This window comes from Erythrobacter sp. SDW2, from assembly GCF_021431965.1.
Taxonomy (GTDB): domain Bacteria; phylum Pseudomonadota; class Alphaproteobacteria; order Sphingomonadales; family Sphingomonadaceae; genus Parerythrobacter.
On record NZ_CP090370.1, the window covers coordinates 2,744,522 to 2,770,257 of the forward strand.

Sequence of the window (25,736 nt, forward strand, 5' to 3'; positions counted from 1 at the left end):
ATTCGCAAGAAAGTCATCCCATGTCCCTGTTCTCCCACCGCGCCATCTTTCTCGCCGGCACCGCCTTCCTGGTTGCGCCATTCCCTGCCATCGCGAATGAAGCTGCTGCAGAAGACGGTCCGGAGCGCGACTACCTCCCTGAAATGATCGTCGTGGTAGGCAGCGCCGACGGCTACACCACGACCGACGGATCGAGCGGGACCAAGACCCCCACCCCCCTTATCGACGTGCCGCAAACCGTCGCGGTGATCACCGAAGATCAGCTGGATGACCAAGGCATTTCGCAGCTCGGCGAAGCACTCCGGTATGTCCCGGGGGTGAGCCTGGAGACGGGCGAAGGCCATCGCGACGAGATCTTCATCCGTGGTCAGGAAACAACCGCCGATTTCTATCTCGACGGCCTGCGCGACGATGCGCAGTATTACCGCTCGCTCTACAATGTCGAACGGATCGAGGTGCTCAAGGGCGCCAATGCCCTGATCTTCGGGCGCGGCGGCGGCGGCGGGGTGGTGAATCGCGTCAGCAAAAGCGCCAAGCTGGGGACAAGCGAGATCGGCCTCAACGCCTCTGCCGACAGCTTCAGCGCCTTCGACCTCGGAGCGGATATCAACCAGCCGCTGGGTGACGCTGTCGCCATCCGGGTCAATGGAACCTACGAGGAATTCGACAGCCACCGCGACTTCTACGAAGGGCGTTTCATCGGCATCTCCCCGACCCTGACCGCCAGGCTCGGTCCCGACACGCGGCTGGTCGCCAGCTACACCTATGATGACGACAGTCGCGTGACCGACCGCGGATTGCCTTCGCTCAACGGTCTGCCCCTCGGCGGCTATGATCGGACCTTCTTCGGCGACCCGGAATTCAACCGGGCCAGCAACGAGGCCCACATTGCCCGCGCACGGCTGGAACAGGGTCTGGGTGCGGGGTGGTCGGTCAATGCGGCAGTCCAGTATGCCAATTACGACAAGATCTATGCGAACCTCGTTCCGGGAACCACCGATGGCACGACGGTCCGCCTGTCCGGATATCAGGATTACCAGGATCGCGAGAACCTGATTGCCCAGGCGAACCTCGTTGGCGAGTTCGAGACCGGCGGTGTCGGGCACACCCTGCTCGCCGGCGTCGAGGCAAGTTGGCAGGATTCGTTCAACGGTCGCCGCAACGTCCGGTTCGGCACAGGCGCCGGCCCCTTCACCGGTTCGGTCGATGTGCCGCTGGCCGATGTGCTGACCATCCCCGCGTTCTCACTGGCGGCCCCGAACCGCGCCAACAACAGCAAGCTCTCGGTCCTGTCGGCCTATATCCAGGACCAGATCGCTTTCGGCGACCATGTCGAACTGATCGCCGGCCTGCGCTGGGACCGGTTCGACCTCGAAACCACCAACCTGGCTGGAATGCTTACGATCCGCGTCGACGAGAAGGTCAGTCCGCGCGTCGGCCTGGTCGTCAAGCCGATGGAATCATTGTCGCTCTATGCCAGCTATGCCACCAGCTTCCTGCCGCAGGCGGGTGACCAGTTCTTCCTGATCGCTCCGAACGACCAGGCGTTCGAGCCGGAGAAATTCACCAACTACGAGATTGGCGCCAAGTGGCTGATCGATCCAAAGCTGTTCCTCACTGCTGCCCTGTTCCAACTCGACCGGACCAACACCAAGGGTCCGAGCCCCACCGATCCGACCTTGGTCGAACTGGTGGGCGAAAGCCGCGTGAAAGGCATCGAACTCAGCCTGGTCGGCGACATCCTGCCCGGCTGGCAGGCCAATATCGGCTACACCTATCTCGACGGCGAGATCCGGAGCAGCACCAGCAGCGCCCCTGCCGGACGCAGACTCGAACAATTGCCCGAGCATCAGTTCACCGCCTGGAACCATGTCGAGCTGACGGAGAAGTTCAGCGTCGGCCTGGGCCTGATCTATCAGGACGAACAGTTTGCCAGCCTCTCCAACGCGGTCACGCTGCCCGATTTCTGGCGAGTAGATGCCGCTGCCTACTACCAGCTGAGCGAGAGTGTGACCGTCCAGCTCAACATCGAAAACCTGTTTGACGAGAGCTACTATCCGAGCGCCCATGGCGACAATAACATCCAGCCGGCCGAGCCGTTCAGTGCCCGGGTCGGCGTCCGGATCAGGTTGTAATGCGCTGATTGACGCCAAACCAACCGTAGGCAGCTAGAACCTCCCTCGGGGAACGGGGGAGATGACCGAAGCGGAAGAAGCTTTTCAGGGGTCGGGACAACAGCCCCGCTGGCGAGTTCGCCATTGCTGCGGACGTCATTTCGCCGGCGGTGCTGGATGCCCGTCAGGCGCTGGGCCAGCAATCGAGCAACCAGACGGGCAATGTCCGAATGGCCTATTCGGAGGCCAATCGCTAGCAGCTATTCGTCCGTCGGCGGTGCCATGGCCGGCACTGCCGAGGCCGCGTCGGCGGGATCGATGCCCGGGGCCGGCGCAGCGCTGATGGTTTCCTGCCGCAAAGCCACACGCCCCGCGCGCTGCACAGCCCGGACCAGCCGGGGATAGACGCCGCAGCGACAGATATTCGGGATCGCTTCGCCGACCTCTTCCCTGGTCGGCGCGGGATTGCGCTGCAACAGCGCCGCCGCAGCGATCACGATCCCGGGGGTGCAGAACCCGCATTGGATCGCCTGCTCGGCCACCATCGCTTGCTGCACCGGATGCGACCGGTCGCGGCTCAGACCTTCGATGGTGGTGACGAAACGACCTTCGACCTCGGCCAGGGTAATCAGGCAGGAACGCAGCGCGGCGCCGTCCACCAGCACCATGCAGGCGCCGCAATCGCCATTGCCGCAACCGTATTTCGTTCCGGTGAGATTCGAGGCATCGCGCAGCGCCCACAGCAGGGGCGTCTGCGGATCCATCTCGTATTCGACCGGGCGGTCGTTGACCGTCAGGCGTGACACCGCGCTGCGTTTCCTGCTTCAGCCGGTCAGTTGCGCCAGCTGGTATCGATCTTGTCGATCCGGCGCTTCCATGCCTCGAAGTCGAACGCGCCGGCCGGGCCGCCCTGTTCCCCAACGACGTGCAGGTCACGCTGGTGCACCGCAACGACTTCGTCCGGCACGAACAGCGGATCGCCCATGCCAAGCGTCGCGACCTGGATTTCGCAGGCGCGCTGGAGCGCCCACATCTTCACGAACATGCCGGGGATGGTCTTGTCCATCACCACGGGGCCGTGGTTGCGCAGCATCAGGATGCTGTGCTGGCCGAGGTTCTCGACCAGCCGCTCACCTTCCTCGGCGCGCACGGTCACACCTTCGAAATCATGATAGCCAATCTGGCCCTGGAAATTGCAGGCGTAGAAATTGGTCGGCAGCAGGCCGCCCTTGTGGCTGCACACGGCCATCGTCGCCGTGGTGTGGACGTGGCAGATCGCCGCCGCCCTGTCGCCCAGATGCTTGTGGAAGTAGCCGTGCTGGGTGAAGCCGGCCTTGTTCACCGGATATTGCGACGGGCCGACATTGTTGCCTTCCACGTCGATCTTGACGAGGTTCGAGGCGGTCACTTCGTCATACATCAGCCCGAACGGGTTGATAAGGAAGGTGTCGTCCTCCCCCGGGATCTTGACCGAGATGTGGTTGTAGATGGATTCGCCCCAGCCGAGGTGGTCGAAAATGCGATAGCAGGCGGCGAGATCCTGGCGAAGCTTCCACTCTTCGTCGGTGCAGGGAAAATCGGCTTTGCGCTGGGTGGCCATGGGCTCTCTCCTCAATTCGGTTGCTGCGCATATCGCATGACTCGCGTCCCGTGGACAAGCGCCGGTCGCCTATTTCTGCTTTCCCCGCGCCAAGCTGCCAGCTAGGCCCGCGGACATGAGCGAGAACGCCAAGCTGACGCGCGGGAGCATCCCCGGCCATCTCGTCTCCCAAACCCTGCCGGGCATCATCGGCGTCGCGGCCATGATGTCGATCGGGATCGTCGATGCCTACTATATCGGCCAACTGGGCAGCACTGAACTGGCCGCAGTCAGCTTCATATTCCCGATCAATGTAGCCCTCGCCAGCCTGGGAGTCGGGGTGATGGTCGGGATTTCCTCGGTCGTCGCCCGAGCGCTGGGCGAAGGTGACACCGCCAAGGCAGCGCAGCGGGCCAATTTCGGGATCGCCATGGCCATCGCTTTCGGCGCGGTCATAGGCTGCGCGCTCTATGCGGTGCACGAGCCGCTGTTCCGCTTGATGAACGCCGGCGACGAGCATTTGCCGCTGATCGAGGCCTATATCCTGCCCTATGCGCTGGGATTTCCCCTGCTGGTTGCCAATATGGCGATGAGCGGCGCCCTGCGCGGCCAAGGAGAAGCGAGCCGGACGAGCGCGATCAACATCACCTATGCGGTGGTGAACTGGGTTCTCAACCCGATCCTGGTTACAGGTACGGGGAACTTCGAGGGCTTCGGCATTGCAGGTTCGGCCTATGCCACGCTGACTGGCTGGGTCGTCGGCATGATGGTCGCTTTGCGGTTGATGCGCGGCACGCTGCTGCCCGTCGATTTCTCGCTGCTCCGCGAGACCCCGCCGCTGGACCCGTTGCGCTCGATTTTGCGGGTTGCAGGGCCCGCCGCCCTGTCCAATGCCATCAATCCGATCGGGCTTTCGGTGCTTACCGCGTTGGTCGCCACCGAAAGTGCCAATGCGGTAGCAGGCTTCGGTGCGGCAGCGCGCGTGCAGAGCTTCGCGCTGGTCCCGCTGTTGGCGCTGTCCGGATCGATCGGGGGGATCGTCGGCCAGAATTGGGGGGCGGGGCAATACGACCGGGCGCGGCAGGCGGCGTTATACGCTGGCCTGTTCTGCATCGGATGGGGCTTGGCCACGGCCACGGTGCTCATCCTTGCCGGAAGCTGGCTAGGGCAGGTTTTCAGCGACGACCCGGCTGTGGTCGGGGAATTCGGGCGCTATCTCTCCATCGCAGCCTGGGGGTACGCAGGCTTCGGCGTGCTGATCGTCGGCAATGGCGCGCTCAATGCCATAGACCGGTCTAGCTTTGCCCTGATGCAGAGCTGCGCCAGGGTGTTTCTGGTCATGCTACCCCTCGCCTGGTTCCTGCGCGGCAGTTGGGGCGCGGACGCGATCTATGCGGCTGAACTGGCAGCCAATTTGTTCGGGGGGATAGTGGCCTCGCTGGTGGTCTGGCGGCTGTTGCGCGCCCCGATGGCGGAGCCATCGCTTGCCTGAAATCCGCCTGCATATCTTCTGCCGCTGGCCGGAGCCGGGCAAAGCCAAGACCCGGCTGATCCCGGACTTCGGACCGGCTGGCGCAGCAGCAATCTATGCCAGGCTGCTGGCACATACGATCAAGGTTGCGAGGGAGAGCGGCATCCCGTTCGAACTGCGCGTGACCGGTGCGGAGCCGGACGTGTTCCGATCGGCGCTTGGCGAGGAACTGATTGTCGTGGACCAGGGCGAAGGCGACCTGACGGACAAGCTCGCACGGGTATCGGCTCCCGCCATCGTCATCGGCAGCGATTGTCCCGGCCTGACCCCGCAACACCTGTGGGCCGCACATGACACGCTGGCGACCGAAGAGATGGTGATCGGTCCGGCAAGCGACGGGGGGTATTACCTGCTCGGCTACAACAGCGATGCCCGCTTCGCCTTCGAAAACATGCCGTGGAGCACTGCGGAAGTATTCGAGGAAACGCTGCGGCGCTTCGTCGCACAGGGCATCCGGCCTGCGGTGATGCCGGAACTGTCGGACATCGATACCGCCGAGGATCTCGCCGACTGGCCGGACTTCCTGCCGTGAACCAGTCGGTCGCTTTGGTGATCCCGCTGCTCGACGAAGAGAAGGCGCTGCCTGCGCTGGTCGAAGTCGTGCGCGGGCTGGTGCCGCAACCTGATGAGGTGATCGCTGTCGATGGCGGCAGTTCGGACGGGACACGCGAACTGGTCCGGGGAGCGGGCTGGCACCTGCTCGAGACCGCAAAAGGCCGCGCCGTGCAGATCAACGCGGGGGTCGCGGCGTCGCAGTCGCCGCTGGTGTGTATCCTACACGCCGACACCATCCCGCCTGCCGACATGGTGCAGGTGATCCGCGACACGCTGGAAGACAATCGCATCGCCCTCGCCAGCTTCACACCGTTGATAACCGGCGAGAAGACCCGCTGGTTCACCAGTGCGCACAACTTCATCAAGACCTGGTACGCCCCGCTGATCACCCGGCCACATCTGTTCTTCCGCGGGGTAAGGCTGTTGTTCGGCGACCACGCGATGTTTTTCCGGCGGGTGGATTTCCTTGCCGTCGGCGGCTGCACGCCGAGCGACGCAGTCATGGAGGAAGCGGATCTTTGCGTAAAATTCGCCCGACTGGGGAAGATCAGGATGGTCCCCCGCATCGTGCGGACGTCGGACAGGCGGATCGTCGCATGGGGCCCGCTCAAGGCGAACTGGATCTACTTCAAGGTCGGCATTCTGTGGGCGCTGGGCCTGCGCGAGCGGATGGCCAGGGATTATCCGGACGTCCGCTGAAGCTCCGGCGCGCTGAGGAAACCCGCATCGATGCAGTACTGGATCAGCTTGCGCAGCATGGCCTGATCCATCACCGGCGGTACCAGCCCGGTCATTGTCCGTAGTTTTGCGTTATCAAAACGCGGATCCCGCTGAAAGTAGGCCGCGTAGAGGCCCGCAACCCGCTTGTAGAGCCTTCGCTCCAGCGGCGGGAGCACAGCCGGGTCGAATGTGGCCGCATCGGCCAGAACCGGTGCACTGAAGTGATTGAAGCTGCCGATCGCCGCCGCAAAATCCTCGACCGGCACCGGCCCGCCCGAAACGAGATGGTAGGCGCCACCTTGCGCCTCCTCGAACCGCTCCACCAGCGCCGTGATCCCGGCCGCGACGTGATCGAGCGGGACGAAGTCGAGCGTCGCCCCCTCGCTCACCGGCATGTGCCGCACGCGGCCCTCGGCGATGAGCTTGAAAGCGGCGTAGATCGTGTCGAACTGGCGGATCGCGCCGGTGCGGCTGTCGCCGACGACGATGCTCGGACGCGCGATGGCGAAGCGCACCCCGCTGGCGCGGACCAATGCTTCGGCCTCTGCCTTGCTCGCTTCGTACCCGTTGGTGAAGCCGCCGGTCGGCAGGGGGTCGTCCTCGCCGATCGGGCCGGAGCGATCGCCGCAGACATAGGCGGTACTGACATGCAGGAACCCTGCCCCCGCCCGACCCGCAAGCTCCAGTGCGCGGGCGGTGCCGTCGATATTGGTGGCGCGGTAGGCCTCTTCCTCCAGATCGAAGCGGGTCAGCGCGGCGCAGTGGAGGACGAGGTCGATCTCACCCGATAGCCGCTCGAGTAACGCCGGGTCGAGACCCATGCTTTCCTGCGAGAGGTCACCCGTCAGCACCTCGGCCACGGCAGCAGGCTTGCCGTCATTCGCCAGTACGGCGGGGTTCGAGCGCACCAGAGCGGCAACCCGGTGCCCCGCCTGCGCCAGCCGCGCGCAGACTTCGCCACCGATCAACCCGGCGGCCCCGGTGACGAGGATATGCATCAGCAGCAGGCAGCCGGACTGTCAGGCACCGAACCTTCCCCCGCGCCGAAGGGCACCGCCACCCCGCAATCGGGAAACACGCCATAGTGATGCGCGAAGTCGCCAAAGAATTCGAAGTGTCCGGCGAAGCGGGTATCGGCCAGCATCTTCCAGCTGTTGCCGCAGATCGGGAACATCCGCCCGGCCTCGATATTGTGGTGCCCGTCGAGTTCGAACACGCGCTCCTGCCCGGGCACGGTGCCCTTATAGCGGACGGCCTGGCCATAATCCTCGCACTGCATCTCGAGGTCCGCCAGTTTGAACAGCCGGTAGGTGGCGGAATAGAAATTGATTCCGTCGAGCTTGGCCGCGACCTCCTTGTCGCCGATCCCAAGCGGACGGCTGGTGACGAGGCGCGGGTCGGCGAAACCCGCTGCCTTGGCCTGCGCGATGAAGTCGCCCCAATAGAGCGCCCCGCCCAGGCATTCGCCGTGCAGCACGGGATCGGTCCGCAGCGCCTCGGGCACGCGGCGGTCGGCATAGACGTCGGAGAAATAGATCTCACCGCCTTCCTTGAGCAGCCGGTGCGCGGCGGCGAAGACCGCCTGCTTGTCCGCCACCAGGTTGATGACGCAATTGGAGACGATGACATCGAAATGTCCCGCGGGCAGGCCGAGATCACCCAGCTTTTCGATATCGCCTTCGAGGAAGCGCACGTTGGACCGGGCATAGCCGAAGCGTTCGCGGTGCCATTCGAGATGTTCGTTGGCCACCGCCAGCTGTTCAGGCGTGGTATCGATCCCGGTCACACTGCCGTGTTCGCCCACCAGTTGCGCGAGGATATAGGCATCCTGCCCGCTGCCGCTGCCGAGATCGAGGATATGGCACCCTTGGATCGCCTGCGGCGTGACCAAGCCACAGCCGTAATAGCGCGCCCGCACTTCCTCGTGGACATTGCGCATCGCGGCCAAGATTTCCGGCGGGGGAGCTTCGGCGGTGCAGCAGGCATCGGTCTTGAGGTCGGCCGATCCGGTCAGGACCTTTCCGTAATACTCGCGCGAATTCTCGATGTTCATGAAACCGTTCGACCCCTAGCTGCGAATATGCTTGTGCAGGCAGGTACGCCGGTTAGACGCTTTCGGTTGCAGGGGCACCCATGAATTTCACCCATGATGTGATTGTGATCGGCGGCGGAGCCGCTGGGCTGACGGCGGCAGGCGGTTGTGCGCTGTTCGGGCTCACGGTCGCCCTGATCGAAGGCCACAAGATGGGCGGCGAGTGCCTCAACAACGGCTGCGTGCCATCGAAGGCGCTGATCACTGCCGCGAAGCGCGCCGCCGAAGCGCGCGAGGCGACCCGCTTCGGTGTGACGCTGGCTGCGCCGCAAATCGATTGGGCCGGGGTGCGCGGGCATATCCAAGATGCCATCGAGGGCATCGAGCATCACGATTCCGTCGAGACATTCGAAGGCATGGGCTGCGAAGTCTTCACTGCCCGCGCTACGCTGACCGGACGGCAGACGGTCGAGGTCGCGGGCCGGACGCTAAGGGCACCGCGCATTGTCCTCGCCACCGGGTCCGAACCGCTGGTACCGCCGATCCCGGGCTTGGACAGCGTTCCATACCTCACCAACGAGAACCTGTTCGAGCTGCCGGAGCAACCGGGCCATTTGATCATCATCGGCGGCGGGGTGATCGGGATGGAAATGGCGCAGGCCTTCCGCCGACTGGGCAGTGAAGTGACCGTGGTCGAGCCGGGCAAGCCAATGGCCCGCGACGATGCGGATTCGGTTGCCGTCGTGGTCGAGGTCATGCGCGAGGAAGGCGTGCGCTTCGTTTCCGGCAAGGCCGGGAAGGTCGAAGGAACGACCGGCAATGTCACGCTGCATACCGACGGCGGCGAAGCCATCACCGGCACGCATCTGCTGGTCGCCGTGGGACGCAAGGCACGCGTCGCGGGCTTCGGCGCGGAAGAGATCGGCATCGCTACGGGGAAGAACGGTTTCGTCACCGATGCCCGGAGGCGCACCTCGGTCAAGGGCATCTATGCCATCGGCGATTGCCGCGAGGGGCCGCGCCTGACCCATGTCTCGGGCTATGAAGGCTCCAACGTGGCGCTGGAGATCGTCACCGGCCTGCCGACCAAGGTCGATTACCGCGCCCTGCCGTGGTGCACCTATACCGAGCCCGAAGTCGCGCAGATCGGCCTGACCGAGGAAGAGGCGCGCCAGCAGCATGGCGACAAGGTGACGGTAGTGAAGCAGGACTTCTCCGAGAACGAACGCGCCGTCGCAGAAGGCTATACCAAGGGGCATATGAAGATGGTGCTCAAGGGCAAGAAGGTGCTCGGCGTCAGCGTGGTGGGCAAGAACGCGGGCGAGCTGCTGCTGCCCTTCAGCCAGACGATCACCGGCAAGACCAGCACCTTCGCGCTGGGCTCGGCGATCATCAGCTATCCGACCCGCAGCGAGATTTCGAAGGCCGCGGCCTTTGCCGCCTGGGAACCGACGGTGTTCGGCAGCCTGCCCAGGAAATACGCCGGTTTCGTCGCCGGCCTCAGACGGAAGTTCTCGTGACCGAAGCCCGCACCAAAAGTCGCAACGCGCCCCAAGGTCCCTCGCCTTTCGCGGTCGAGGCGGCGCTGCTGCCGCCGGAAAAGTTCACCGATCCGGACTGGACCGCCAAGGGCGAACCGCGCGCCTCGGTGCCGCTGGTCGCGCTCGAGACACTGTGGCTCAACACCGGAACGCTGTGCAATCTCGCCTGTGCGCACTGCTATATCGAAAGCAGCCCGACCAATGATGCGCTGGTCTATCTGCGTCATGCCGATGCCGCACGATTCCTTGACGAGGCGCAAGCCATGGGCACGCGCGAGATCGGCTTCACCGGCGGCGAGCCGTTCATGAACCCCGAGTTCGTCACCATGCTGACTGATACGCTGCAACGCGGGTTCGAAGCGCTGGTGCTGAGCAATGCCATGAAGCCGATGCGGCGATACGAGACAGCGCTGCTGGAACTGCGTGAGCGTTTCGGCAGCAAGCTGACGATCCGCGTCAGCCTCGACCACCATACGCAGGCGGTGCATGAGGCCGAGCGTGGTCCGAACAGCTGGGACGCCGCAATCGACGGGCTGCAATGGCTGAGCGGTCACGGCTTCTCGCTGGCGGTGGCGGGCCGGATGCTGCCGGGCGAGAGCGAGGCGGACGAGCGGGCCGGCTATGCGCGGCTGTTCACCGGGCAGGGCATTGCCGTCGACGCGAACGACCCGGCGCGGCTGGTGTTGTTCCCGGAAATGGACGGAGCCAAGGACATCCCGGAGATCACCACCGCCTGCTGGGGCATCCTGGGGCAGGATCCGGCCGATATCATGTGCGCGCGCTCCCGCATGGTCGTCCACCGCAAGGGCGAACCCGCCCCGCGTGTCGCGGCCTGCACGCTGATCCCCTACGATCCCGGCTTCGACATGGGCGCTTCGCTGGCCGAGGCGTCAGCCCCGGTGAAGCTCAACCACCCGCATTGCGCCCGTTTCTGTGTGCTTGGCGGGGCGAGCTGCTCGGCCTAGGCTACCGCTTTCGGGAAATCGCGCTTCAGCAGCACGGCCGCCCGCCAGTAGCACAGGATGGCGAAGGGCGTGATGGCAGCAATCACCAGCAAGGCATAGCGCAGCGATTCATCGCCGAAGCGCGGCACGAACAGGTCCGAAAGCACCCCGACCATCGTCGGGCCCAGGCCAAGCCCGATAAGATTGATGATAAGCAGGGTGATGGCAGCCCACACCGCGCGCATCTTGAGCGGAGCCAGCGTCTGGATCACCGCGAAGGTCGGCCCCAGATAGCTCGACTGGAACAGCAGCGCGACGAAATAGACGCCCACGGCCGTCACCGGCTCTTCGGCAAGGTAGAACCAGATCAGGAACGGCAGCGCAATGGTCTTGAGCACTGCAATCATCCATGGCTGCCGCCACAGCCCGTCGCGCGCGGTCATGCGGTTGGCCAGCCAGCCGCCGCCCAGTCCGCTCACCACACCCGCCAGCGCCAGCAGCGGAGCGACGATATTGCCGACCTGCAGCGTGTTGAGATCGAAAATCCGGATGAGGTAAGCCGGGGTCCAGCCGGTCAGGGCGTAACCGATGGCCGACGTCAGGGTAACGCCAGCGATCATCCAGCGGGCCGAGGGATTGGCGAAGATCGTGCGGAACCCTTCGCGGATGCTGGGCTGGTTCTCATCTGCTACCGCCCCAGGCTCGGCCCGGCGGGGCGGCTCGGTTGCGAACAGCTTGACGATTACTGCCAGGATCACGCCGGGCAGGCCGATGACGATGAAGGCGACCCGCCAGTCGAAGAAATAGGTCAGGTTGCCGCCGAACATCTGCCCCGCCGCCGCGCCCAGCGTGACGCCGAGCGAATAGATCGACAGCGCCAGCGCGCGCTTTTCCGCCGGGTAGAGGTCGGCAATGATCGAATGGCTCGGCGGGCTCGACCCGGCCTCGCCGATGCCGACGCCGATGCGCGCGGCAAGCAGCTGGACGAAGTTTTGCGCCAACCCGCACACGGCGGTCATCGCGCTCCACAATGCCAGCGCGATGGAGATGAGGTTGATCCGGTTCATCCGGTCGGCCAGCGCTGCCACCGGGATGCCCAGCGTGGCGTAGAAAAGTGCGAAAGCGAAACCCGAAAGAAGCCCCAATTGGGTATCGGTCAGCAGCAGGTCGGCCTTGATGTCCTCGAGCAGGATGGCGAGGATCTGGCGATCCATGTAGCTGAAGAAATAGGTCACAGTGAGCAGGAACAGCGTGACCTTGCGCGCCCGGTCGGAAACGTCGGTCTCGTTGATCGCTACGCTCGCCATGCTGTTAAGTCCTCTCATCGATGCCAGAAAAAGGGCCGGCCAAGCGATACGCCCGGCCGGCCCGTTTTGTTTGCGTTACGCCGCCCGTTTAGAAGCGCACGCGGGTCGTGATGCCGTAGGTGCGCGGCTCGGCGAGGAACGCCGAATAGGTCTGCTGCGGCGCGACGAACGACGTGTTGAACGCGACCTGGGTGTAGTCTTCGTCGAACAGGTTGTTGGCCCACAATTCGACTGCCCACTTGCCGTCCGGACCGACGAGGCCGATGCGGCCGTTGACCACGACGTAGCCGTCCTGTTCCTTGCCGTAGAGCAGGTCCGAACCGGTATTGTAGTCACCGGTCATGCGGGCGTTGATGAAGAACAGGCCCGACAGACCCGAGCTGCCGATTTCCGGAGTCCAGCTGAGCGACGAGGTCGCGACGATTTCCGGGGCGTTCGACAGATTGTCGCCCGGAAGCAGGCGCAGCGCAGGATCGAGCGGCGTACCGTCGTCCCGGCCGACCAGGTCGTTCTTGTAGCTGGTGTCCGCATAGGTGATCCCCATTGTCATGGTGAGGTCACGGATCGGCGACAGCGAAGTCTCGAGCTCGATGCCCTGCGCCACAACGCCGGGGCCGACATCGTCTGGAGCGCAAGCGCCGGTGGTGGCGCTGGCGTCACGGTCGGTATCGCCGAGCGACGAGCTACAGCCGTTGACGTTCTGGACCAGGAAGACCGAACCGTTGAAGGTGTTCAGCTGGAAATTGCTGAACTCCTGACGGAACGCAGCCGCGCTGAACGAGAACGGACGGGTCGAGTACTTGAGGCCGATTTCATAGGCCTTGACCGTCTCTTCGTCGAACTGGAGGTTCGCCGGGTTGAGCGCGTTGACATTGAGGAACAGCGGGTTCGCCAGCGCCGAGCGATCGAGGTTGAATCCGCCCGCCTTGTAGCCGCGCGAGTAGCTGGCATAGACCAGCAGGTCGTCGGTCGGCTTGTACGACAGCACCGCGGTGCCGGTGAACTCGTCTTCCTTGCGCTGGTCCGAAACCGACCTGCCGTCGAGTTCCGACGTCGAGTTGCCCTGGCACGACAGTGCGATCAAGCCACCGGCAAGGCCTGCCAGCGGACCGCCAAGGAGCGGGCTCAGCAGCGCCCGGTTGGCCGGACAGAAGGTGTTGTCGTTGCCGAAGGTCGCGTCGAAGTCCTTGGTTTCGTTGGTGTAGCGAAGGCCAAGGGTCAGGTCGAGACGATCGGTGATGTGGATGATGTTGTGCGTGAACAGCGCGAAGTTGTTGCTGGTCTGGTTGTAGACATCGCCCGTGCCGCCACGGTCGCGGACGTTCGACAGGTTGTTGATACCTGCGACGATCAGCGGGGTCGCTGCACCGAAGGCACCGGCACCGCCATTGGCAGCGGTCAGCGCGGCGATATTGGCCCCGAAGCAGTTTGTCGCCGCCGGATTGGCCAGCGCCGGGTTGATCGCCAGCGCGATACGGCAAGCGGCGAAAGTGCCGTACTGGCTGCCGAATCGCAGGTTATCGCGGGTCTGCAGCTTCTCATTGGCGAAGTAGCCGCCGACGAGCCAGTCGAGCTTATCGTTGAACGCGGTGCCGCTGAGGCGCAGTTCCTGAGTGAAGGTCTTGAACTCGCGGGCGCCGGCATTGTCGCCGGGCGCGCGATACAGGATGTCCACCCCGGTGTAGTCGGTGTCCGAGCCCTGGTTGTTCGAATACTGGCGATAGCCGGTGATCGAGGTCAAAGTAACCGCACCCAACTGGTAGTTCAGCTCGCCAGAGATACCCCAGTCTTCGGTGTTGCCCTGATAGCTGCGACCGGCGGTCGGGTAGATATCGCGATCGAAGGTGCTCTGCGTCAGCGCCCGCGGATCCTGGCCCAGGGCGAGCAGGATCGGGATGATCGGGTTCGAGGTGCTGGTCAGCGCAGGCGCGCCCGGCACCGGCTCGACAAAGGAATTGAGGCCCGGGCTGACCCGCGCGCCCGGTGCGAAATCGGGCTGCACAAAGGTTGCGGCGCAGCAGGCCTCGTCCTTGTTCGAATAATCACCGACAACGCGGAACGAAAGGTCGTCGTTCGGTTCGAACAACACCTGCGCGCGAACCAGGTAGCGATCACGGTCGTTGATGCGGGTGCCGTTGGTGACATCGTTGTAGAAGCCGTCACGCTCGAAATAGACCCCATCGACACGGGCAGCGACAGTATCGCCGAGCGGGCCGGTCACGCCGGCTTCGATCTTGATCGCGTCGTAGTTGCCGTAGGTGAAGTTGCCGTAACCGCCGAAGATGAATTCGGGCGGCGCGGTGTAGATGCTGATGAGGCCGGCCGAAGCATTACGACCGCCGAGTGTGCCCTGCGGGCCGCGCAGGATTTCGACGCGGTCGATCGGGCCGAGTTCGCTGAGCGCGTTACCTGAACGCGACCGGTAGACGCCATCGACGAACACCGCGACCGAGCTTTCGAGGCCGGGGTTGTCACCGACGGTGCCGATGCCGCGGATACGGGCCGAACCGTTCGCTTCGTTGCCCGTCGAAGACACCAGCAGCGACGGAGCCACCTGGTTCATGTCGCGAATGTCGGACACGCCCGACTTTTCGAGCAGTTCGCCCGACACTGCGGAAACGGCGATCGGAACATCGGCCAGCGACTGGCTACGGCCCTGCGCGGTAACGACGATAACGAAGTCGCCTTCGCCTTCTGCGGCGGCGGCTTCATCCTCGTCAGCGTCCTGCGCAAAGGCGATCGTGGGGGTCATCGCCATGGCACCGGCGAGGGCACCTAGGGCAATCGATCGACGGAAAATGCTTTTCATGCTTGCTCCCTGGAACGGTTGTTCGAATTTCCGACCGGGAGGTGCATTCGTATGCATCCGGATGGGCCAGTTGCCGCATGAAAAATGCGGCAATGCTTTCCGGATACACAAGGCCTCTCCCTGCCTTGCGCAATATTCTGTGCGAGCCGTGTCGTCTATGCAAGGCGCAAAGTTGCAATTCTGCGACTCTTTTCGACCAGTGTGGCTTTCCGGTCTATCGGCAGCTAGCCGAACTTCTCCCCTGCAGCGGCCTTGGCGCGCAGACTGTCGCACACCGGCAGCCCGTGCTTCTCCAGCCCCGCGACCACGGTGTCGAGCCCGATGGTGCTGGCCCAGAACATCGGCCCGCCGGTCCACAGTGGCCAGCCGTAGCCGTTGATCCACACCACATCGATGTCGCTGGCGCGCTGGGCCATGCCTTCCTCGAGGATCATCGCCCCTTCGTTGACCATGGGATAGAGCAGGCGCTCGCGGATCTCGTCCTTGGTGAAGCTGCGCTGGGCATGGCCTTCCCTGGCGGCAAAATCGGCGATCAGCGCCCTCACCTCGTCAGACGGCGTGCGGTTGCGCGCCTCGTCATAGTCGTAGAAGCCCTTGCCGTTCTTCTGGCCGAACCGGCCCGCCGCACACAGCGCCTCGCGCAGGGTGGTGACCTTCGACGGATCGCGGTGCCAGCCGATGTCGATCCCGGCAAGGTCGGCCATCTGGAACGGCCCCATGGGAAAGCCGAATTCGAGCAGCACGTCATCGACATCCCAATAGTTCGCGCCCTCCAGGATCAGCGCATTGGCCTGCTGCTGGCGCGGCGAGAGCATACGGTTGCCGATGAAGCCGTGGCACACGCCCGCGACCACCGCGACCTTGCCGATGGTCTTGGCGAGCTTCATCGAAGTCAGCAGTACGTCGTCCCGGGTTTCCTTGCCGCGCACGATCTCCAGCAGCTTCATGACATTGGCGGGCGAGAAGAAGTGCAGCCCCAGCACATAGCCGGGTCGCTCGGTCGCCCGGGCGATCTCGTCGACATTAAGATAGCTGGTGTTGGAGGCGAGGATCGCGCCTTGCTTCACCACCGCGTCGAGCTTGCCGAAGACCTCTTTCTTGACGTCCATGCTTTCGTAAACGGCTTCGATTACCAGATCGCAGTCGGCGAGGTCAGCATAGTCGAGCGTGGGGGTAAGCAGGCCCATAGCCGCGTCGACCGCTTCCATCGTCATCCGGCCGCGCTGCGCGGTACGCTCGTAATTCTTGCGGATTACTCCGGTGCCGCGGTCTAGCGCTTCCTGCTGCATCTCCAGGATTGTTACGGGGATACCGGCGGAGAGGAAGTTCATCGCGATCCCGCCGCCCATGGTCCCTGCGCCGATCACGCCGACCTTCAGAATCGGGATCAGCGGCACATTGGCGTCGACATTGTCGATCTTGTTGGCCGCACGCTCGGCGAAGAAATAGTGCCGCATCGCCGCACTCTGGGTGCCGGACATGAGCCCGGTGAACAGCTCGCGTTCTTTCTTCACGCCCTCGGCATAGGGCAGTTCCGTCGCGGCCTTTACCGCCTGGATCGCGACATTGGGCGCATCGAACCCGCGCAGGGCGCGCGCATTCTTGGCGCGGAACTGGTCGAACAGGTCGGGATTGCGGATCCCGTCCTCGTTGGCGGTGCCTTCGCTCGAACGCTTGACCGGCTGGCCGATCTTGCTGCGGGCGAAAGCGATGGCATCTGCCTCGAGGCTGTCCTCACCCACGATGGCATCGACCAGTCCGATCGCCTGCGCCTTCTTGGCCGAGATCGGATCGCCGCCGACCACCATCGGCAAGGCGTTCTCGACCCCCACGACGCGCGGCAGGCGCTGGGTCCCGGCGGCACCGGGGATGAGGCCCAGCTTGACCTCGGGCAGGCCGAGCTTCGCGCTCGGCACCGCCACACGGTAATGGCATGCCAGCGCGACCTCGCAGCCGCCGCCCAGCGCGGTGCCGTGGATCGCGGCGACCACCGGCTTGTCGCTCGCTTCAAGCTTGTCGAGCGCTTCGGGCAGGCTTGGGCCTTGCGGTGCTTTGCCGAATTCCGTGATGTCCGCCCCGGCAAAGAAGGTCCGCCCATCGCAGCGGATCACCACCGCCTTGACGCTGTCATCTCCCAGCGCTTCCTCCACACCGGCCGCCAAGCCCGCGCGCACTGCCTGGCCCAGCGCGTTGACCGGCGGGTTGTCGGAAATGATCACCAACACATCATCATGGCGTTCGGTGCGGATCGGGGAAGTCATCTGTTCTCTCCTCAGAAATCGGGTCAGGCGCGACTCTCGGCCAGCGCGCTGTAGATCATGGTCTTCAATTGGCGGCGGATCGGATAGCTGCTCGACGGGTAGACCTGCGTCATGAACACCATCGTCACGCCTTCCAGCGGATCGACGAAGAAGGCGGTCGAATAGGCCCCGCCCCAATAGAACTCACCCGGGCTCGACGGCATCAGTGTCTTGGCCGGATCGATCACCATGGCAAAGCCGAGCCCGAAACCGGTCCCGGCGTTGTTGCTTTCAGAAAACAGGCTGCTCGACATCTCGGTGAGGTCGGCATTGTTCGGCAGGTGGTTGGTGCGCATCATCCGCAGGGTCTTGGGGCTGACAATCCGCGCGCCATTAAGTTCGCCGCCGTTCACCAACATATGGGTGAAGCGGTGGTAATCGGCGATAGTGCCGCACAGCCCGCCGCCGCCGCTGTCATAGAGGCCCGGCTTACCAAGGTTGCTGCCCGGCCCTGCCTCGATCATCTTCGCCGCGTGGCCCGGCACATACTGGTAGGCATCGACCAGCCGCGTGTCATCGGAAACGCCGAAAGCAGTGTCGACCATGCCGAGCGGCGCGAAAATGTGCTGCTGGAAATAGTCACCCAGCCGCATCCCGCTGAGCCGTTCGACGCAAATGCCGAGCACATCGGTCGAGACCGAGTAGTTCCATCCTTGCCCCGGCGCGAACTCGAGCGGCAGTTCGCTAAGGATGCGGATGTATTCGTCGCTGTTCATCCGGCCGCGCGCGAAATCGAGATTGTGCTCGCGGTAGATGGCATCGATATTGCCGCGATTCTGCAATCCGTAGGTCAGTCCCGACATATGGGTGATGAGGTCGATGAAGCGCATCGGATGCGCGGGCGTTCCCGGCGCGAATGGAATCGAGCCGCCGCCCCCGGCATAGATGCGCAACTTGGCGAACTCGGGCAGCACCTTGGTGACCGGTTCCTCCAGTGCGACCTTGCACTGTTCGACCAGCTGCATGAAGGCGATCGAAGTCACCGGCTTGGTCATGCTGGCAATGCGGAAAATCGCATCATGGCGCAGCGTCTCGCGCCCCTCGCCCATCTTGCCACGCGCATCGTAATAGACCGGCTGCCCGTCGCGAGCGACCACCAACTGGGTCATCGGCAGCTTGCCGGGTGCGACATAGGCGCTTTCGAGGAAGTCCCCGATCCGGGCCAGGCGGCCCGCGTCGAAGCCGAGCGACGCCGGATCGGCGCAGGTGAAAGGTGCAGTCATGCTCTCTCCCGATTCATCGGCGCTTGAGCGCCTTTGCATCCTCACCTAGCATCGGTTGCGAATAAAAACATACCCGATTGGGAGAGATAGCTTGAGCGATGCGAAGGGGCCGGCGTGGAGCAAGCCCGCAGGGTGGCCGACGATGAGTCTGGCCGAAGTCGAAGCCGTGCTGTGTGCACCCGGTGCGCGCTTCGAGATGGAGACTGTCGAGATTCGCGGCGTGCCGACGCGGGTGTGGAAGCATGCCCCTGCTTCGCTGCGGATGCTGGCCGATCATGCGCGCGGCCATGGCGACCGGCTGATGACGATCTATGAGGACGAGCGGGTTACTTACGAGGCATGGTACCGGGCGGTGGCCGAACTCGCGATCAACCTCCGCTCGCGCGGGGTCAAGCCGGGCGAGCGGGTCGCACTGGCCATGCGCAATCTGCCCGAATGGCCGGTCGCGTTCTTTGCCGCGACCACGATCGGCGCGATCTGCGTTCCGCTCAATGCCTGGTGGACCGGCGAGGAGCTGGCTTTCGGGCTCGCCAATTCCGGTGCCAAGGTCCTCATCTGCGACGACGAGCGCTGGGACCGGATCGCCCCGCATATGAGCGAGTGCCCGAGCCTCGCGCATGTGCTGGTGAGCCGCGCGACCTCGCTGGAGAGTCCGGCCGAACCCCTCGAAGCGGTCATCGGCACGGCGCAGGACTGGCCGGCCCTGCCCGATCAGGCGATTCCCGATGTCGCCATAGCGCCCGACGACCCGGCGACGATCTTCTACACCAGCGGCACCACCGGCCAGCCGAAAGGCGCGCTGGGCAGCCACCGCAACCTGACCACCAACATCCTCTCCAGCGGCTATTCCGCCGCCCGCAGCGTGCTGCGCCGGGGCGAGCCGATCCCGCCCCCGGCGCAGAAGGTGGGCCTGACGGTGATCCCGCTGTTCCATGTCACCGCCTGCTCTGCCGGGATGATGGGCCAGCTGTTTGCCGGGCACACCATCATCTACATGCGCAAATGGGACACGGTGAAGGCGTTCGAGATCATCGAGCGCGAGAAGGTCAACCTGACCGGCGGCGTGCCGACCATCGCCTGGCAGATGATCGAGCACCCCGACCGCGCCAAATACGATCTCTCCAGTCTGGAGAGCATCGCTTATGGCGGCGCGCCTTCCGCGCCGGAACTGGTGCGCAAGATCTACGAGGTGTTCGGCTCCATGCCCGGCAACGGCTGGGGCATGACGGAGACCATGGCGACCGTCACCAGCCATGCGGGCGAGGATTATCTCAACCGCCCCGACAGCGCCGGGCCGCCGGTGCCGGTGGCCGATCTGAAGGTGACGGACGAGGCTGGCAACAGTCTGCCCACCGGGCAGGTCGGTGAACTGTGGGCGCGCGGGCCGATGATTGTCATGGGCTACTGGAACCGGCCCGAAGCGACCGCCGAGACCTTTATCGACGGCTGGGTCCGCACCGGCGACCTGGCGCGCCTGGATGACGAAGGCTTCCTCTATATCGTCGACCGGGCGAAGGACATGATCATTCGCGGCGGCGAGAACATCTATTCGTCGGAGGTCGAGAATGTCCTCTACGACCACCCTGCCGTGACCGATGCCGCGCTGGTCGGCATCCCCCACCGGACGCTGGGGGAGGAACCGGCAGCGGTGGTCCATCTCGCCCCGGGCATGACGGCAAGCGAGGCCGAATTGCAGGGTTGGGTCGCGGAGAGGCTGGCCAGGTTCAAGGTGCCGGTGCGGATTGTGTTCACAGAGGACACGCTGCCCCGCAACGCCAACGGCAAGATCCTCAAGAAGGATCTTGGCTCGCTGTTTTAGCCATTCGTTCTGGGCTCGCTAACGCGCCAGAAAACCATCCCCAGCGCCAGCACCAGCGAAATGAAGCTGGCTACGATCAGGGGAACATAGCCCGACGCGGCGATGGCCAGCCCGGCGAGGATCGGCCCGACCGAGCTGACCGCACCCTCTACCGTGGTGGTTAGCGCGATCCGCATCGGCACGTCCTCATGCGCGCCGAATTCGAGCACGAGCGTCAGCGCCGCCATCATCCAGCCGGAAAAACCCAGCCCGAGCAGGGCGAAGGCTGCGTGCAGCATCAGCGCATCCTCGCCCATGACCAGCAGCACCATCCCCGCCAGACTGCACAGCAATGCGCCGAGATAGACCAGCCGGAAGCCGCGGCGGTCGCCCAGCTGGCCCCACAGCAGATTGCTCAATGTCTCAGCGGCGAGGAAGGCGAGGCTGAGCGAGCCGATCAGCGCTCCGCTCAGGCCCAGTCGCTCGCCGACATAGATGGTCCAGAACGGCAGGCCGACCCGGGCGATGGAGGAGAACCCATGCGCGAAAAGGAAGGCACGGAAGGCGCGATGCTGCAGCAGCTCGCCGAACTGTCGGAAGCGCGCCCGCCACGGCACCGAGAGCCGCGTCATCGGCGCCTCGGGCTCGTTGAGGCCCCATTGCAGCGCCACCAGGCCGATCGAGGTTAGCAGGAATGCGAACAGGAACGTTGTGGCATAGCCATTGCCGAGCCAGTCCTGCTCGATGAAATAATGCCCGGCGACCCACGCCAGCCCGGCGGCGATCCCGCCGCCGAGCATATTGCGCACGCCCTGCAGCCGACCCCGCTTCGCCAGCGGGATGACCTTGGCCATCAGCATCTGGAACGCCACCCGCTGCGCCCCACTGAAAAAGCCCAGCAGCAGGAAGGCGGCGAGCGTCGCCCACAGCAGCGCGCGGCCTTCCAGGAACCAGCCGATCAGCGCCAGCGCCAGCACCATCACTCGCATCAAAGAGCCGACGGTGATGGCATAGGGCAGGATGCGCGCCCGGCTCTCGACCCGCGCACCGGACAGGATCGGCGACAGCGTGCCGCCCAGTTGCAATAGCGCCGTGCCCAGCCCGACGGCCGCCGCGCTGCCGGTCAGCAGGTAGAGATAGGCCGGGATGATGGTGGGGGCATAGATCAGGCGAAAGCCGGTCATCCCGAACACGCCGTGGACCAGCGTGGCGGTGTAATTATGCTTCAGGTTCTCTTCGACGAAAGCGTGGTGGCGCGCCCAGATTTCCTCTTCCGGGCGCGCCTCCAGCGTATCTTCTGCTAACGGGCCGCTGCTCAATAGCCCGCGAGCTTGGCGTGGCGGTCCTTGAGGAAGCCGGTGTTGCCCCAGCTCGCCTCCAGCACGCGGGCGCGCTTGAGATAGAAGCCGACGTCATATTCGTCGGTCATCCCGATCCCGCCGTGAAGCTGGATGCCCTGGCGGCTCATGACATGGAGCACTTCGTTGGCACGGCTCTTGGCGAGGCACGCCGCCTCGGGCACCTTGAAGCTCATGTCGAGCGCCTGGAAGCCCGCCTCGACCGCGCTGCGCATCAGTTCGAGATCGGCATAGAGATCCGCCATCCGGTGCTGCAATGCCTGGAAGCTCGCCAGCACCTGGTTGAACTGCACGCGCTGCTTCAGATAGTCGAGCGTGGTGTCGAACACCGCCTGCGCCATGCCGAGCATTTCGGCGCTGGTGAGGATGCGCGCCCGGTCGAGGATCTTGTCGGCCAGGTCATCGCCGCCATCGGCCAGCTTGTCCGCCGCCGCACCGTCGAAGGTGACTTCGGCATGGTCGCGCCGGTCGGTTAGCTCGCGCGAAGACAGCGAAACGCCTTCCCCCTTTTCGACGAGATACACCCCGTCCGCTGCCGAGACCACGAACAGCCCGGCGGTATCGGCCTCATGCACAAAGGCCTTGGTGCCGCTGAGCTTGCCGCCCGAAACCGTCGCCTTCGCAGCGGAGCCGGTGTGACGCGAGCCTTCGTCGAAGGCCAACGTGCCGACCAGTTCGCCACTGGCGAGGCGGGGCAGGTACTTTTCCTTCTGCGCCTGGCTGCCGCCAAGCACGATTGCCGCCGAGGCGAGCGAAGTCGCCACCAGCGGGCTGGCGGTCAGGGTCTTGCCCAGTTCCTCGACCACCAGGCCAAGACTGGTCCAGCCGAAATCGGTGCCGCCGAATTCTTCCGGCACCACGATCCCGGTCCAGCCCATCTGGCCCATGCTCGACCACGCGCTGCTATCGACCTTCTGGCCCGCGTCGCGCGTCTTGCGCCAGTTGCCGACCGGACTTTCGTTGGTCGCCCATTCCTGCGCCATATCGCGCAGCATGGTCTGTTCTTCGTTGAGAATGGCCATCGTTCCGCGCTCCCCTTACTGGTGGTCCAGCATGCCAAGGATCCGCTTGGCGATGATGTTGTTCTGGATCTCGGTCGATCCGCCGTAGATGGTGAAGGCCTTGCCGAACAGCCAGCCGCGGACATGCTCGATCTCGCTGCCGGTAAAGCCTTCGCCTTCCCAGCCGAGACCGCGGAAGCCCATGATCTCGATCAACAGCTCGGCCCGTTCCTGGCTCAGCTTGGTGCCGACCTTCTTGAGGATCGAGCTGATTTCGGACACCCCGCCCTTGGCTTTCGATTCCTCGGTCGCCCGGCGCGCGGTGAGGAGGAAGCTTGACCAGGCCAGTTCGAACTCGGCAATTTTGCCGCGCAGTTCCTGGTCGGCCAGCTCGCCATTCTCGTCAGTGCCGATATATTCCTTGGCGATCTGCGAGAGCGGCTTGGCATTGAGCCCCATGGCATTGCCGGCGCCGGAGATATTGGTGCGTTCATGCTGCAGCAGGCGCTTGCCGATCGTCCAGCCCTGGCCTTCCTCGCCAACGAGATTGCCCTTGGGCACCTTCACATCGGTGAAGAAAGTTTCGCAGAACGGGCTGAGCCCGCTGATCATGGTGATCGGCTTCACTTCGACGCCGGGGCTGTCCATGTCGATCAGCAGGAAGCTGATGCCCCGGTGCTTGTCGCTGCGGTCGGTGCGGACAAGGCAGAAGCACTTGTCAGCCCACTGCCCGCCGCTGGTCCAGGTCTTCTGGCCGTTGACGAGATAGTGATCGCCCTTGTCCTCGGCGGTGGTCTGCAAACTGGCGAGGTCGGACCCGGCATTGGGTTCGGAATAGCCCTGGCACCAGCGCACTTCGCCGCGGCAGATGGGCGGGATATGCTCCAGCTTCTGCTCGTGGCTGGCATATTCGAGCATGGTCGGCCCGAACATCATCACGCCCATGCCGCCGATCGGGTTCCACGCCCCGACTTTCATCATTTCTTCGTTGAGGACCCGGGCTTCGTCCTTCGACAGGCCGCCGCCGCCATATTCCTTGGGCCAGGTCGGGGTGCCCCAGCCGCGCGACCCCATGGCTTCGCGCCAGGCATTCTCTTCCGGCGTTTCATCGCCCGGCCCTTCGACCGAGCGCATCGCGTTGCTCTTGCCTTTCAGCGAAGGCGGGAAATGTTCGGCGAGGAAGGCCTGCACCTCGGCGCGAAAATCGGCGAGGGCGTCGTCGGGCCTGATATCGGCTGCGGTTGCCATGGTTCTCTCCTGCGGTTTGAGTCTTGTTTTGCCACTTATGGCGCAGTTTTGCCCCGAGCAACAGGGGGCTGAAAGTCCGTTTCTAAAGCCGCCCATGCCGTAGCGGCAGCATCGGGTTCCGGGTCAGGGCATGCCCGTCACCTCGGGCGAATCGCGCAGGGACTGCTCCTTTTCCTGCGCGGCGCGGGCAGCGAGGGCATCGAGATTCGCCCGGTGCTTCGCTTCCGTGATCGGGTACCACAGCAGCATCAGCGAACCGAGCAGCCACAGGCCGACGGTGATCGGGACATACCACAGGATCAGGCTATCGCTGATGAGCTTGCTGACCCCCGAGGGATCGGCCTGTTCGGGGAAATTCGCCGCATCGAGCACGAAGCCGGCGAGCAGGATGCCGAGCCCGACCGCCGCCTGGGTGGTGAAGCTGTTGACGCTGAAGAACACCCCGGCATTGTGCCGCCCGCTCTTGACCGCATGGTCCTCCACCGTGTCGGCAATCATGCCGGACGAGTTCATCAGCGAGCTGGCGATCATCGCATGATAGATCGCCCCGACAGCAAACAGCACCGGCAGCAGCAACGGATCACCCGGGGCGAAAAACAGCCGGAAGTAAGTCAGGATCAGCGGCGTCACCCCTATGCATATCCCGCCCAGCCCCATCGCCATCGCCGCTTTGCGCTTGCCCATCCTGCGCGCCAGCCACGGGGCCAGGGGTACCGCCAGAGTGGCGGCAACCAGGCTTTCTGCCGTCAGCACCGCCAGTTGCTTGGCAGTGAGCTGGAAGACATAGGTGTTGAAGTAGATTGTCGTGGCCACATAGAGCCCGATCGCGGTCTGCTTGGCCAGCGAATATCCGAAGATGGCCAGGAAAGGCCGATGGGTGAAAGCATCGGCCATTTCGCGCAAATGATCGCCCAGCGTCAGCTTCACCGCCCGTTCGCGGACTTGCCGCAGATAGGGGATGCGGCTCTTGGTGCCGAACGCGCTGGTCAGCACCGCCAGCGCAATCAGCACCCCGCCCAGAATGGCAAAGCCGGTATATCCTGCCGGATTGAGCTGGCCTTTGGGATACTCGGGCGTCGCGACGAAAAACACCGCCAGGCAGAAGGCCCCGAAGCCGAAGGCACCGATATATCCGAACCAGAAGCGGATGCCGAACAGCCGCGTGCGCTCGGTATAGTCGTCGGTCAGCTCCGCGCCCAGCGCGCTGGACGGGATCTCGAACATGCTCATGCAGGCGCGGGTCAGTGCTGCGAGACAGAATATCCATACCCCCATGGCAAAGTCCGACAGGCCGGTCGGAGGGAACCATGTCAGCGCGAAGAAGAAGCCTGCCGGAATGGCCGCAGCGAAGATGAAGGGATGCCGCCGGCCGAGCCGGCTCCGGGTGCGGTCGCTGATCCGCCCGATCAGCGGGTCGGCAATGGCATCGACCAGCAGGGTCAGGAAGATTGCCTGCGAAACGATCGACGCGGGCACGCCGAGGACCTGGTTGAAATAGAGCAGCAGGTAGGTGCTGAAAGCGGTGGTCTTGATACCGCTCGCCATCAGCCCGCTGCCATAGAGCCAGCGGGTATGGCGCGGCAGCGGCGGGGCAGCCGGGGCTGGCGCTGATACTGTTTCGGGGGTCAACGGCGGGCCCTTGTTCTCACTCTCCGACCGCCAGCGTACCCGCTCCG

Annotated in this window: 19 protein-coding genes; 7 read left to right on the forward strand and 12 right to left on the reverse strand. The window is 64.4% G+C overall.

Annotated features, from left to right (window positions below; translation table 11 throughout):
* Positions 1–20 precede the first annotated feature (20 nt).
* Positions 21–2,135, forward strand: coding sequence for a TonB-dependent siderophore receptor (locus LY632_RS13425; RefSeq protein ID WP_234091628.1), 2,115 nt, complete (start codon positions 21–23; stop codon positions 2,133–2,135).
* Between the two features lie 239 nt (positions 2,136–2,374).
* Here LY632_RS13425 and LY632_RS13430 read toward each other — a convergent pair whose 3' ends face one another.
* A complete protein-coding gene (locus tag LY632_RS13430) occupies positions 2,375–2,920 on the reverse strand; it encodes a (2Fe-2S)-binding protein (RefSeq protein ID WP_234091629.1) in 546 nt (181 codons plus the stop codon).
* A 26-nt stretch (positions 2,921–2,946) separates the two neighbouring features.
* Positions 2,947–3,714: a class II aldolase/adducin family protein gene (locus tag LY632_RS13435; protein ID WP_234091630.1), complete on the reverse strand. Its 768-nt coding sequence runs from the start codon at positions 3,712–3,714 to the stop codon at positions 2,947–2,949.
* 115 nt (positions 3,715–3,829) lie between these two features.
* Here LY632_RS13435 and LY632_RS13440 point away from each other — a divergent pair, with 115 nt between their 5' ends.
* Genes LY632_RS13440 through LY632_RS13450 form a run of 3 tightly spaced genes read left to right on the forward strand, consistent with a single transcriptional unit; the run spans position 3,830 to position 6,478 of the window.
* Positions 3,830–5,185, forward strand: coding sequence for an MATE family efflux transporter (locus LY632_RS13440; RefSeq protein ID WP_234091631.1), 1,356 nt, complete (start codon positions 3,830–3,832; stop codon positions 5,183–5,185).
* Positions 5,178–5,756, forward strand: a complete 579-nt coding sequence (locus tag LY632_RS13445; RefSeq protein ID WP_234091632.1) for a TIGR04282 family arsenosugar biosynthesis glycosyltransferase — start codon at positions 5,178–5,180, stop codon at positions 5,754–5,756. Before LY632_RS13440 ends, LY632_RS13445 begins: the two co-directional genes overlap by 8 nt.
* Positions 5,753–6,478, forward strand: coding sequence for a glycosyltransferase (locus LY632_RS13450; protein WP_234091633.1), 726 nt, complete (start codon positions 5,753–5,755; stop codon positions 6,476–6,478). Before LY632_RS13445 ends, LY632_RS13450 begins: the two co-directional genes overlap by 4 nt.
* Here LY632_RS13450 and LY632_RS13455 read toward each other — a convergent pair.
* Together LY632_RS13455 and LY632_RS13460 are read right to left on the reverse strand one after the other, a co-directional pair.
* Entirely contained in the window at positions 6,460–7,497 is a 1,038-nt protein-coding gene (locus LY632_RS13455; RefSeq protein WP_234091634.1) for an SDR family oxidoreductase, read from the reverse strand. The genes LY632_RS13450 and LY632_RS13455 overlap by 19 nt on opposite strands.
* Positions 7,497–8,552 carry a methyltransferase domain-containing protein gene (locus tag LY632_RS13460; protein WP_234091635.1) on the reverse strand — a complete coding sequence of 352 codons (1,056 nt, stop codon included), beginning with the start codon at positions 8,550–8,552 and terminating at the stop codon, positions 7,497–7,499. The genes LY632_RS13455 and LY632_RS13460 overlap by 1 nt, the downstream gene beginning before the upstream one ends.
* An 80-nt stretch (positions 8,553–8,632) precedes the next feature.
* Here LY632_RS13460 and LY632_RS13465 point away from each other — a divergent pair, with 80 nt between their 5' ends.
* Together LY632_RS13465 and LY632_RS13470 are read left to right on the forward strand one after the other, a co-directional pair.
* Positions 8,633–10,051 carry an NAD(P)/FAD-dependent oxidoreductase gene (locus tag LY632_RS13465; RefSeq protein ID WP_234091636.1) on the forward strand — a complete coding sequence of 473 codons (1,419 nt, stop codon included), beginning with the start codon at positions 8,633–8,635 and terminating at the stop codon, positions 10,049–10,051.
* A complete protein-coding gene (locus tag LY632_RS13470) occupies positions 10,048–11,037 on the forward strand; it encodes a radical SAM protein (protein ID WP_234091637.1) in 990 nt (329 codons plus the stop codon). The genes LY632_RS13465 and LY632_RS13470 overlap by 4 nt, the downstream gene beginning before the upstream one ends.
* Here the strand turns inward: LY632_RS13470 and LY632_RS13475 are convergent.
* The 4 genes from LY632_RS13475 to LY632_RS13490 all read right to left on the reverse strand — a co-directional run bounded on the left by LY632_RS13475 (position 11,034) and on the right by LY632_RS13490 (position 18,655).
* A complete protein-coding gene (locus LY632_RS13475; protein WP_234091638.1) occupies positions 11,034–12,323 on the reverse strand; it encodes an MFS transporter in 1,290 nt (429 codons plus the stop codon). The two genes, LY632_RS13470 and LY632_RS13475, sit on opposite strands and share 4 nt — an antisense overlap.
* Positions 12,324–12,411: 88 nt before the next feature.
* Positions 12,412–15,132 (reverse strand): TonB-dependent receptor, encoded by a 2,721-nt coding sequence (locus LY632_RS13480; RefSeq protein WP_234091639.1) that lies wholly within the window; start codon positions 15,130–15,132, stop codon positions 12,412–12,414.
* 224 nt (positions 15,133–15,356) lie between these two features.
* Positions 15,357–17,393, reverse strand: a complete 2,037-nt coding sequence (locus LY632_RS13485; RefSeq protein WP_234091640.1) for a 3-hydroxyacyl-CoA dehydrogenase NAD-binding domain-containing protein — start codon at positions 17,391–17,393, stop codon at positions 15,357–15,359.
* Between the two features lie 23 nt (positions 17,394–17,416).
* On the reverse strand, positions 17,417–18,655 hold the full coding sequence (locus tag LY632_RS13490; protein WP_234091641.1) for a serine hydrolase: 1,239 nt from the start codon (positions 18,653–18,655) through the stop codon (positions 17,417–17,419).
* A gap of 142 nt (positions 18,656–18,797) precedes the next feature.
* Here LY632_RS13490 and LY632_RS13495 point away from each other — a divergent pair, with 142 nt between their 5' ends.
* Positions 18,798–20,474 (forward strand): class I adenylate-forming enzyme family protein, encoded by a 1,677-nt coding sequence (locus tag LY632_RS13495; RefSeq protein WP_234093251.1) that lies wholly within the window; start codon positions 18,798–18,800, stop codon positions 20,472–20,474.
* Here LY632_RS13495 and LY632_RS13500 read toward each other — a convergent pair.
* The 4 genes from LY632_RS13500 to LY632_RS13515 all read right to left on the reverse strand — a co-directional run bounded on the left by LY632_RS13500 (position 20,471) and on the right by LY632_RS13515 (position 25,689).
* Positions 20,471–21,772 (reverse strand): MFS transporter, encoded by a 1,302-nt coding sequence (locus LY632_RS13500; protein ID WP_234091642.1) that lies wholly within the window; start codon positions 21,770–21,772, stop codon positions 20,471–20,473. The two genes, LY632_RS13495 and LY632_RS13500, sit on opposite strands and share 4 nt — an antisense overlap.
* On the reverse strand, positions 21,769–22,833 hold the full coding sequence (locus LY632_RS13505; protein ID WP_234091643.1) for an acyl-CoA dehydrogenase family protein: 1,065 nt from the start codon (positions 22,831–22,833) through the stop codon (positions 21,769–21,771). The genes LY632_RS13500 and LY632_RS13505 overlap by 4 nt, the downstream gene beginning before the upstream one ends.
* A 15-nt stretch (positions 22,834–22,848) precedes the next feature.
* Complete coding sequence (locus tag LY632_RS13510; protein ID WP_234091644.1) at positions 22,849–24,060, reverse strand: acyl-CoA dehydrogenase family protein; 1,212 nt, start codon at positions 24,058–24,060, stop codon at positions 22,849–22,851.
* A 123-nt stretch (positions 24,061–24,183) separates the two neighbouring features.
* Positions 24,184–25,689 carry an MFS transporter gene (locus LY632_RS13515; protein WP_234091645.1) on the reverse strand — a complete coding sequence of 502 codons (1,506 nt, stop codon included), beginning with the start codon at positions 25,687–25,689 and terminating at the stop codon, positions 24,184–24,186.
* Positions 25,690–25,736 lie beyond the last annotated feature (47 nt).

Bases quoted from the DNA above. Each gene is read 5' to 3' on its own strand.
- LY632_RS13495 (WP_234093251.1), top strand. From the start codon at position 18,798: ATGAGTCTGGCCGAAGTCGAAGCCGTGCTGTGTGCACCCGGTGCGCGC.
- LY632_RS13475 (WP_234091638.1), bottom strand. From the start codon at position 12,323: ATGGCGAGCGTAGCGATCAACGAGACCGACGTTTCCGACCGGGCGCGC.
- LY632_RS13480 (WP_234091639.1), bottom strand. From the start codon at position 15,132: ATGAAAAGCATTTTCCGTCGATCGATTGCCCTAGGTGCCCTCGCCGGT.
- LY632_RS13455 (WP_234091634.1), bottom strand. From the start codon at position 7,497: ATGCATATCCTCGTCACCGGGGCCGCCGGGTTGATCGGTGGCGAAGTC.
- LY632_RS13485 (WP_234091640.1), bottom strand. From the start codon at position 17,393: ATGACTTCCCCGATCCGCACCGAACGCCATGATGATGTGTTGGTGATC.
- LY632_RS13490 (WP_234091641.1), bottom strand. From the start codon at position 18,655: ATGACTGCACCTTTCACCTGCGCCGATCCGGCGTCGCTCGGCTTCGAC.
- LY632_RS13435 (WP_234091630.1), bottom strand. From the start codon at position 3,714: ATGGCCACCCAGCGCAAAGCCGATTTTCCCTGCACCGACGAAGAGTGG.
- LY632_RS13510 (WP_234091644.1), bottom strand. From the start codon at position 24,060: ATGGCAACCGCAGCCGATATCAGGCCCGACGACGCCCTCGCCGATTTT.
- LY632_RS13465 (WP_234091636.1), top strand. From the start codon at position 8,633: ATGAATTTCACCCATGATGTGATTGTGATCGGCGGCGGAGCCGCTGGG.
- LY632_RS13425 (WP_234091628.1), top strand. From the start codon at position 21: ATGTCCCTGTTCTCCCACCGCGCCATCTTTCTCGCCGGCACCGCCTTC.
- LY632_RS13440 (WP_234091631.1), top strand. From the start codon at position 3,830: ATGAGCGAGAACGCCAAGCTGACGCGCGGGAGCATCCCCGGCCATCTC.
- LY632_RS13460 (WP_234091635.1), bottom strand. From the start codon at position 8,552: ATGAACATCGAGAATTCGCGCGAGTATTACGGAAAGGTCCTGACCGGA.
- LY632_RS13505 (WP_234091643.1), bottom strand. From the start codon at position 22,833: ATGGCCATTCTCAACGAAGAACAGACCATGCTGCGCGATATGGCGCAG.